The organism is Streptomyces sp. NPDC127092 (genome assembly GCF_042722475.1).
Classification (GTDB): domain Bacteria; phylum Actinomycetota; class Actinomycetes; order Streptomycetales; family Streptomycetaceae; genus Streptomyces.
This window is the reverse complement of record NZ_JBHXFE010000007.1, coordinates 197,291-207,470: the sequence shown is the minus strand read 5'-3', so window position 1 is coordinate 207,470 and position 10,180 is coordinate 197,291. Positions and strand designations below refer to the sequence as shown.

Here is a 10,180-nt window from a genome sequence, read left to right as displayed (position 1 = left end):
GCCGTCACCCCTTCGGGAGTGACGGCCCTTCGTCGTGGTGCGGTGGCGGATCCGGGGATCAGCCGATGGCCAGCTTGTTCTTCCAGCCGACGCCGCCGTCGGTCTCCGAGACGACCTCGACCGGCGCGCCGTGGGACTGGGCGCCGCCCGGGTAGAAGCGGGCCGAGTTGTCGCCCATCACGGCCCACATGTCCGGGATGCCGTCGCCGTTGGCGTCCGGGGTGCCCGTGAGCAGCCGCACGTTGGTGGCGTCCCAGCCGCCGGTGCCGTACACGCCGTCCTCGCCGTTGAGCGAGTCCGCGGCGGCGGCGAGCGACGTGAGGCTCGTGCCGGTGCCGTCGCCGTCCTTCTTGCCGTAGCGGATGAGGAGACGGTTGGAGGCGTAGGTGCGGTAGACGAGGTCGACCGCGCCGTCCTTGTTGTGGTCGCCGACGGAGACGATGTCGCGCTCCGCCCACGGGCTGCTGGACAGGCGGACCGACTTGGAGACGCTGCCGCCGGTGTAGCCGAGGAGTGCCCAGAAGGCGTCGCCCTCGGTGGCGAGCATGTCCGGCTTGCGGTCGCCGTCGATGTCGCCGACGGACACGAGCTGGCTGAGGGCGGCCGGGTTCGGGGAACCGGGCGGCAGCAGCAGCTCGGTGCGGCGGCCGACGTCGACGCCGCCGAGGCCGTTGCCGGGGTAGATCCACAGCTTGCCGTCGGGCATGCGGGCGACGAGGTCCTGGAAGCCGTCGGCGCCCCAGTAGTCGCCGTTGTGGGTGATCAGTGCGCCCTTCCAGTAGCCGCGGGCGACCTTGCCGTCGGCCTGGCCGGCCGCGTCGAGGGAGTAGTTGACGTCGCCCTTGGACAGGTTGGGGTAGAGCCGCAGGTCGCCGTAGCCGTCGACGACGAACAGGTCGGCCAGCCGGTCGCCGGTGGTGTCGCCGGGGCCGTCGGTGCCGGCGGGCGGCGTGGCGTAGGTGAGGTAGTCGGCGCGGTCGGACCAGTTGCCCGCCTTGTCCTTGGTCTTCACGTAGAGGACGTTCGGACCGGCGTGCACCGGCTTGAAGTCGATGTACCAGACGCCGTTGGCGTAGGTCGCCGGCTTGTCGTACGAGGTGGTGTCGACGCTGTACCAGTAGCCGGCGACGTCGTTGCCGCCGCCGGTGATGGTCACCCTGCCGGTGGTGCCGAGGGCCGGGCCCCACTTCTCCGTCTCGTCCCAGTCGGGCCAGACGGCGGAGGCGAGGACGGGCGGGCCGGGCTTGCTGGTGTCGACCGTGAAGTAGCAGGTGTCGGAGTACGCGGAGTGGGCGTCCTGGGTGTCCCAGGCCTGCGCGCGGTAGGCGTAGGTGCGGACGCTGTTCGCGGGGAAGGTCGCGGAGGTGATCCGCTTGCTGACCGCGCCGGTGCTGCTGAGGGTGGGCTTGCCGTCGTAGAGGACGGGGCCACCGGCCGGGCTGGTCTGCCAGATCTTCAGGTGGACGGCTTCCAGGTTGTCGTCGGGGTCGGACGACTTGGCGGAGACGGTGACGTCACCGATGCCGAGGCGCGGGCCCGGGGAGCTGGTGGCGCACTTGCCGCCGGGGCTGGTGGCCAGGGAGCTCGGGGTGCGGGGCGGCCGGTTGTAGACGGTCGTCATGACCGGGTTGTCGCGGAACTTCTTCCACGAGTAGACGCTGGTCTCGCTGGTGGCCTTGACGCCCAGGGTGATGTTGGGCCAGCCGGCCGCGTTCGCCTTGACCGCGGCGGCCTTCGCGTCGAAGCCGATGTAGTCGTCCGGGCAGCTGGAGCTGTAGCCGTGCGAGGCGGAGACCTTGTCCAGCTGGTCGGCCCAGTCCGGCTGGTTGTCCCAGCTGGTGGAGGAGGAGATGGAGCCGGTCAGCCACAGTTCGACGTCGCGCTTGGAGCAGGACCACGAGTGGGTCTCGTACAGCCGGAACGTGGAGGACTTGATGATGGCGTCCTCGAGGTCCCAGTCGACCCGGAAGAAGGACCGGCCGGTGCCGTTGGTCTGGTTCTCGTAGCCGGCGCGGGCCTCGTCGGTGCCGCCGTTGAAGCCGGCGCCGTTCCAGAAGTTGGACTTCGGGTAGCGCTTGTAGGCGAGGGTCCAGGCCTGGGTGTGGCCGTTGAACGACGGGTCGATGAAGACCGGGTAGGTGGTCTTCGGGTCGTCCAGGAGCCGGGTGTCGGGCTTCAGCGTGAGCGTGCCGCCCTTGAGCTCCGAGCCGACGAGCGCGCTGTGCGTGCCGGGTTCGGGGCCTTCGAGGGCGTGCAGGCCGGCGAGGGCGGCGGGGAGGTTGGCGCGGTCAGGGGCGGCGCCGGTGTCGCTCGCGGTGTCCTTGCGGCCGGAGGAGTCCCACATCACGGGGGTGGGCGCGGTGACGAGCTCCTTGCCGGAGGCGTCGGTTCCGGACAGGCCCCCGGCGGCGTTCCGCTTCAGCGTGAGCGTGGGGGAGGACAGGGACAGCGTGAGCGAGCGCACGGCCGGACTGGCCGCGGCCTCACGGGTCCTGACGATCCACGACTGTGCGAAGCCGTCGTTCTTCGCCGTCAGGAGCAGGTCGACGCCCGGCAGGACCTCCGGGTAGAGCGCCCGGGTGCCGGCGACCTGAGGGGCGGGCAGGGCGGAGGGCCAGCCGACGTCCACCGTGTGGCCGCCGGTGGCGAAGCGGACGAGGGTGTTCCCGGCGGGGGCCGCGGGCTCCTGCGGGGGACGGGCGGCGGGACCGGAGGCCGGTCCCGCCGCGGGGCGTGCGGCGGCACGGGCGGCGCGCTCGGTTCCCCCGGCGCTCGCGCGGCCGGTGCCGCCGGAGAAGGTCAGTGCTCCGGTCGTCGCCCTGGTGCGGAAGCCGCCCGCGCCGTCGGACCGGAGCGAGGTGTCGATCGCGGTCCAGGAGCCGTCCGGGGCCTTCAGCCGGACCGGCGCGGTGGCCTGGTCCCGGGTGAACGTTCCGTCAGGGTTGGCGTACGTGGTGGCGTGGGTGGTGCGGAGTCCGGTCGCCTCGACGCGCTTGCCCGTCCGGCGGGCCTCCCGCATCGCGCCGTCCTCGTCGTACGGCCCCCTGGGCGCCGCAGCGGGCTTCGCGGACCGGTCTTCCTCGCCGTCGAGCTGCGGCAGCACGACGAGGCCCGTCGCGGTGACGGCGGCCGTCAACGACGCCGCCACCCATAGGCGTATGCGTCGTCGAGGCCATGTGGGCCGTGTGGTCGTCACGGCGCTCCCCCAATTCCTCTTCTGTTTTCCGGAACGGGCCTCTCACGGCGCCCCCCGGCATAGCGGCCGAATCTTTGCACGACCGCACGGGAAGCTCCGAATCGCCGTTCATCAGCAGCTTCCTGACCTGGCGTCGATGTCCGATTAATGATCATCAGGGATATTTATCCCCGCTTTATGTGGGTGATTTCCCTGCGCCTCGCCATTCCGGTCATACTGCGGCGACTTTCTTTGTTCGACACTTTGGGGGAATCAACGTGTCTGTGTTCCGGTCCGGACCGCCGAGGGGAGGTGGCGGGAGACCACGCGGAGCGGTGGGGGCCGTCCTGGCGCTCGCGATATCCGCCACGCTCCTGCCCATCGAGGCGTGGGCCGACAGCCCGGTACGCGGTGGCGTCACTCTGCCCGACCTGCAGAGCACCAAGCCCGTACCCGGCGCCAACAGCGAGGCGGAGTTCAAGCTCCCGCCCGCACCCGACACCCAGGGGGAATACGCGGTCGAGCGCACGGCCGCACCGGAGAGCGGTACCGGCACCGTCGTCATCAACGGCGGCGCGGCGACGGCCAGTCAGTCGTCGCAGGTCCAGCCGTCCTCCGTCCGGCACGCGGTCTGGACCGGTCCGCGCACCGCCCCGCCGCCCGTCACCGGCAAGCCCGGCGAGATGGTCCGCGTCGGCAGACTGCCGGTCATGCTCGGCGCCGCGCCCGGCACCTTCGACAAGGACGCCACGACCAAGGCGCCCGCCAAGGGCGCCGGAACGTCCGCCAAGAACGCCTCCCTCGCCACCCCGGCCGAGGATCCGGCGCCCACCGGCACCTGGCAGGTCACCGTCGCCTCGCGCGAGACGACCGAGGCCGCCGGCATCGACGGCGTCCTGATGAAGCTGGAGCCCGAGGCCGGCACGACCGGCCCCGTCAAGGTCGGCGTCAACTACAAGGCGTTCGAGCAGCTCTATGGCGCCGACTGGGGCTCCCGGCTCCAGCTGATCCGACTGCCCGAGTGCTTCCTGACCACCCCTGACGCCGAGGGCTGCTCCGACCCGATCGAGACCGGATCGGTCAACGACGCCGCCACCGACGTCGTCTCCACCACCGTGGACCCCGCGGCGACCGCGCCCGAGCCCGAGGTGACCCCCTCCGGCTTCACCCGGGTCTCCCACAGCGCCGTCCAGACCGCGGCCGGCGGCGGCTTCGTGCTCGCCGCGACCGGCGGCGGCGCGGGCTCCTCCGGCGACTACGCGGCCACCTCCCTCCAGCCCTCGGGCAAGTGGAGCCACGGCGGCGGGTCCGGCGGCTTCAACTGGAGCTACCCGGTCCAGGTGCCGCCGGTGATCGCCGGGCCCAAGCCCGACATCGCCCTGTCGTACTCGTCGCAGATGGTCGACGGCCGCACCTCCACCACGAACAACCAGGCCTCATGGATCGGTGACGGCTGGGAGTACCACCCGGGCTTCATCGAGCGGCAGTTCCGCACCTGCACCGACGACCGCGGCAAGGACGCGCAGGACCGCGCGCCCAACAACGCGAAGAAGAAGACCGGCGACCTGTGCTGGTGGGGCAGGACCGAGAACGCGGTCCTCAGCCTCAACGGCTCCACCGCCCCCCTCGTCAAGGACGACAAGTCCGGCAAGTGGAAGCTCGCCAACGACGACGGCACCCGCGTCGAGTTCAAGACCGGCGCCGAGAACGGTGACAAGAGCGACCCCGACGGCAAGGACGAGGGCGAGCACTGGATCATCACCACGCCCGACGGCGTCCGCTACCACTTCGGCCTCAACAGGCTGCCCGGCTGGACCGACGGCAAGCCGACCACCGACTCCGTCTTCACCGCCCCGGTCTTCGGCAACCACCCCGACGAGCCCTGCTACAAGTCGGGTGACTTCGCCGGCTCCTCCTGCACCCAGGCCTACCGCTGGAACCTCGACTACGTCGAGGACACCGCGCACAACGCCATGGCGATCTACCACAAGAAGGAGATCAACCACTACGCGCGCAACGGGAAGGTCAAGACGCCCGTCGAGTACGTGCGCGGCGGACACCCGGTCCGCATCGAGTACGGGCTGAGCAACCACACCGGCAACGTCTACGCCGCTCCGGCGCCGGCGCGGGTGGTCTTCACCACGCCCGAGCGCTGCATGGAGACCGAGACCTTCGACTGCGCTCCGGAGAAGTTCACCAAGAAGGGCCAGGACGCCCAGCGCTGGCCGGACACCCCGTCCGACACGTACTGCGCCGAGAAGAAGAAGTGCTACGTCTCCTCGCCGACCTTCTGGACCCGGATCCGGCTGAGCGAGATCACCACCGAGGTCGCCACGGCCCCGGGCAGCACGGACTACCGCAAGGTGGACCGCTGGGAGCTGAAGCAGAACTTCCTGCACACCCGGTACGACACCAACCCGCCGCTCTGGCTGGACCGCATCGTCCGCACCGGCTACAGCGCCGGCGGCCAGGGCAAGTCCCTGCCGCCCGTGGTCTTCCACGCCAACGGCGACCCCATGCCCAACCGGGTCTCCAAGCCGACCGACGACCGCCCGCCGTTCGAGCGGCTGCGCATCGCCTCCGTCTACACCGAGACCGGCGGCGGCGTGAAGGTCACCTACTCCAAGCCGTGCGACCCGGACGCCCCGAAGCCCAAGCCCGAGGCGAACGGCACCCGCTGCTACCCGGTCAACTGGACCCCGTCGGGTGAGGACACCACCAAGCCCGAGTGGTTCAACAAGTACGTCGTCACCAGCATCCAGGAGGAGGACCACGTCGGCGGCGCGCCGCCGCAGGTGACCACCTACGAGTACGTCGGCGACGCCGGCTGGGCCAAGGACGACAGCGAGTTCACCAAGGCCAAGCAGCGCACCTGGAACGAGTGGCGCGGCTACGAGGCCGTACGTGTCCGTACCGGCGAGACCAGCACCGCCGAGGGCACCACCCGCACGCTGGTCGAGAACCGCTACTACCGCGGTCTGCACGGCGACCCGCTGCCCGGCGGCGAGACCCGCAAGCAGCTCGTCCTCGACCACGAGGGCGAGAAGATCGACGAGGACCTGCCCGCCTTCCAGGGGCAGGTGGCGGAGACCGTCACCTACCGGGGCGACACGACGCCCGCCGTCATCGACGGCACGGTGATCACCCGTCTGTGGACCCGCGAGACGGGCCGCCACGCCCGCACCTCCGCGAGCCCGCTGATCGCCCGGCAGACCGCGCAGCTGTCGACCACCACCACCGCGCACGTCAGCGGCGGGAAGACCCGTACGACGACCAACTCGACCCTCGAGTTCGACCCCGCGTACCCGCTGCCGGTCAGGACCCAGACCACCGGTGACAGCGGAGCGCCCGGCGACGAGACCTGCTCGGAGATCACCTACCGGCACAACACGTCCGTCGGCCTGCTGGGCTATCCGGTGCAGGTCCGCACCACCGCCGGTTCCTGCGCCACGGCCGCGACGGCCGGGCCGGACCGTCTGATGGACGACACCCGCACCTTCTACGACGACCTCGCCTTCGGCGCCGCGCCCACCAAGGGCCTGGTGACCCGCACCGAGGACGTCCAGGCGGACGGTTCGGGCTACGCGCTGACCTCGGCCACGGCGTACGACAAGTACGGCCGCGCCACGGCGACCACCGACTCCGACGGCAAGGTCACCAGAACCGCGTACACGCCCGACGACACGGTGCCGACCCGCACGGTCGTCACCAACCCCAAGGGCCACGAGGTCACCACCGACTTCGAGACGGGCCGCGGACTCGCCCTGACGAAGACGGACGCCAACAAGCGCGTGACCCGCCTCGAGCACGACCCGCTCGGCCGTCTCGTCAAGGTCTGGATGCCCGGACGGTCCGGCGCCGGAGAGCCGGCGGGCCTGGAGTACACGTACCGGATCGACGGCCTCAAGCCGACGGTCGTGACCTCCCGCGCCCTGCGCGACAACGGCACCTACGCGACCAGCAAGACCCTCTACGATGGCATGCTGCGCGAGCGGCAGAGCCAGACCGAGGCCATCGGCGGCGGTCGCGTCATCACGGACTCGCTGTACAACTCCAACGGCGGCGTCCGGCGCGTCAACGCCAAGTACCTCGCCGTCGGCAAGCTCTCCGACACGCCGTACATCCCGAAGAGCGACACCGAGATCCCGTCCTGGACCAGCTCGGTCTACGACGGCATGAACCGCTCGGTGAAGCAGGTCACCTGGCACGGTGACGCCAAGGCCTTCGAGGCCGGGACCGAGTTCGGCGGCGACTACACGACGACCCTTCCCCCGCCGGGCGGCACTCCCACCCGTACGTGGAAGGACGCGCTCGGCCGGGTCGTCAAGGTCGACCGCTTCAGCGACGCCGCCCGCACCAAGTTCACCAGCACCCGTTACGAGTACGACGTCCGCGGCCAGCGCGTCAGGACGACGGACGCGGAGGGCAACGAGTGGACGTCCACCTATGACGTCCGCGGCCGGGAACTCACGGCCACCGACCCCGACCGGGGCACCTCCTCGTTCACGTACGACAACTCGGGCCGCCAGCGCACCGTCAAGGACTCCCGGGGCGTCGTCCTGGAGACCGAGTACGACGAGCTCGGCCGCAAGACCGCCCAGTACCAGGTGGAGGGCGAGACCCGCACCAAGCGCGCGTCCTGGCTCTACGACACCGTCGCCCTGGGCCTGCTCACCTCGTCCACCCGGTACGAGGGCACGGCGCAGTACGTCAACGAGGTCACCGGCTACAACGCCGAGTACCAGCCCACCGGCCGCAAGGTCGTCATCCCGGAGGCCGCCGGCGCCCTGAAGGGCGAGTACACCTACCGCTACACCTACACCCCGACCGGCAAGCCGGCCACCACCACCCTCCCGGCGGGCGGCGGCCTGACCGCCGAGCAGGTGGTCAACCGCTACACCCCCGAGGGCCTCGCCCTCACCACCTCGGGCATCGACTGGTACGTCAACGACACCAAGTACGACCCGCAGGGACGCGTCCTGCAGACGACCGCGGGCAACGCCCCGTACCGGATGTGGACGACCAACTTCTACGACCCGCACACCGGCAGGCTCACGCAGCAGGTCAACGACCGCGAGGTCGCCGACACCCGCGTGAACGACATCCGGTACACGTACGACACGATCGGCAACGTCAAGAAGGCGACCGAGTACACGGGCAGCGGGACCAACAAGGTCGCCGACACCCAGTGCTACGTCTACGACACCCTGCGCCAGCTCACCGAGGCGTGGACGTCGAAGACGCCGGACGCCTGCGCGTCCTCGCCGTCGGCGGACGCGGTGGGCGGGCCGCAGCCGTACTGGCACTCGTACACCTTCGGCCCGACCGGCAGCCGTCTCACCGAGACCCGCCACGACCCCTCCGGTGACACCACCAAGGACGTCAAGCGCGGCTACGCCTACCCCGACCCGAAGGCCGCCCGGCCGCACACCCTCACCTCCGTCACCACCCAGGTCGGAACCGGCGCACCCACCACGACCGACTTCGCCTACACGGCGGCCGGCGACACGGAGGAGCGCACCGAGGGATCGGTCCGCCAGAAGCTCGACTGGGACGCCGAAGGCCACCTCCAGCGGGTCAAGAACAAGGACACCGGCGGCGAGCTCGCCTCCTACGTCTACGACGCCGACGGCAACCGCCTGATCGGCAGGACGCCCACCGGCAGCACGCTGTACCTCGGCGAGACCGAGGTCACCGCCCTGCCGAACGGCACGCTCACCGGTACGCGGTACTACACCCACACCGGGGCGCCGACCTTCGTCCGCGTCGCGAGCACGGCCCCCGGCAGCACGGACAAGCTGTCCGCGCTGATCACCGACTACCACAACACCGCGGCCTTCGCGGTGGCCCTGGCCCCGGGCATGACCGTCACGCCGCGCAAGCTCACGGCGTACGGCCAGCCGCGCGGCAGCGCACCGGCCGCCTGGCCGGGCAAGCGCGGATTCGTCGGCGGCACGCTCGACGACACCGGACTGACCCACCTCGGCGCACGCGAGTACGACCCGGCCCTGGGCCGGTTCCTGAGCGTCGACCCGGTCATCGACATGCTCGACCCCCTGCAGATGCAGGGCTACAACTACGGGTACAACAACCCGCTCGTCTTCACGGACCCCGACGGTCTGTGGGGCTGGTCGGACGTCACCCACGCCACCCTCGACGTCGTCGGCATGGTGCCGGTCGTCGGCGAGGGAGCGGACCTGGTCAACGCCGGCATCTACGCGGCCGAGGGCGACTGGGAGAACGCGGCCCTGTCCGCGGCCTCGGCCGTCCCGGTGGCGGGCAACGTCGCCACCGGCGCCAAGTGGGCCAAGAACGCCAACAAGGTGATCGACGGGGCCCAGGCGGCCGGCAAGAAGGCCGACGACGCCCCCTCCCTCTCGAAGCAGGCACCTCCCACCAAGGAGGCGCCCGCCAAGAAGCAGGAGAACAACAACCGCAAGAAGGACAAGGACGACGACGAGGAATACGTCGTCCTGTACCACGGCACGACGCTGGCCGCCGCGAAGAACATCCAGGCGAACGGCGTCGACCCGGACTACAAGCCGCGCGCCATGGACTTCGGGACCGGGTTCTACACGACGAAGATCGAGGACCAGGCGAAGGAATGGGCCGAGCGGCAGGCCGGGTACCGGGAGAACAGGCTGAAGGGCGGCGACCACGCGAAGCCGGCCATCGTGAGCTTCCGCATCCCGAAGTCCGAGTTCGCCAAGTTCAAGGGCAAGGTCTTCACGGAGGCCAACGACGAGTGGGCCAAGGAGGTGGCCAAGTTCCGGGCCGACTCCGACCCGCCGAAGCTGCGGCAGAGCCGTCCCTACGTGGAGGGGCCGATGCTGATGAACAGCAGGTCCTATCCGTCCAACCGGGGCGTGAAGCCGGTGTCGGGCGGCCATCAGATCTCCTTCCACGTGGTGAAGAAGTTCAGCGCCTCCTTCTGGGGACGCTGGTTCGCCAAGTGGTTCTTCGGGATCAAGACCTGGTAGCCGTGTGATCCGCTCCTGACCACCG

At 70.5% G+C, this 10,180-nt stretch carries 2 protein-coding genes; one reads left to right on the top strand and one right to left on the bottom strand.

Going from position 1 to position 10,180, the window contains the following annotated elements; translation table 11 throughout:
- Positions 1–58: 58 nt before the first annotated feature.
- Complete coding sequence (locus ACFWJO_RS08940) at positions 59–3,148, bottom strand: VCBS repeat-containing protein (protein WP_386864072.1); 3,090 nt, start codon at positions 3,146–3,148, stop codon at positions 59–61.
- A 362-nt stretch (positions 3,149–3,510) separates the two neighbouring features.
- On the opposite strand from ACFWJO_RS08940, the gene ACFWJO_RS08935 reads away from it, so the two are divergent.
- Positions 3,511–10,155, top strand: a complete 6,645-nt coding sequence (locus tag ACFWJO_RS08935) for an RHS repeat-associated core domain-containing protein (RefSeq protein WP_386864071.1) — start codon at positions 3,511–3,513, stop codon at positions 10,153–10,155.
- The last annotated feature ends 25 nt before the right edge of the window (positions 10,156–10,180 follow it).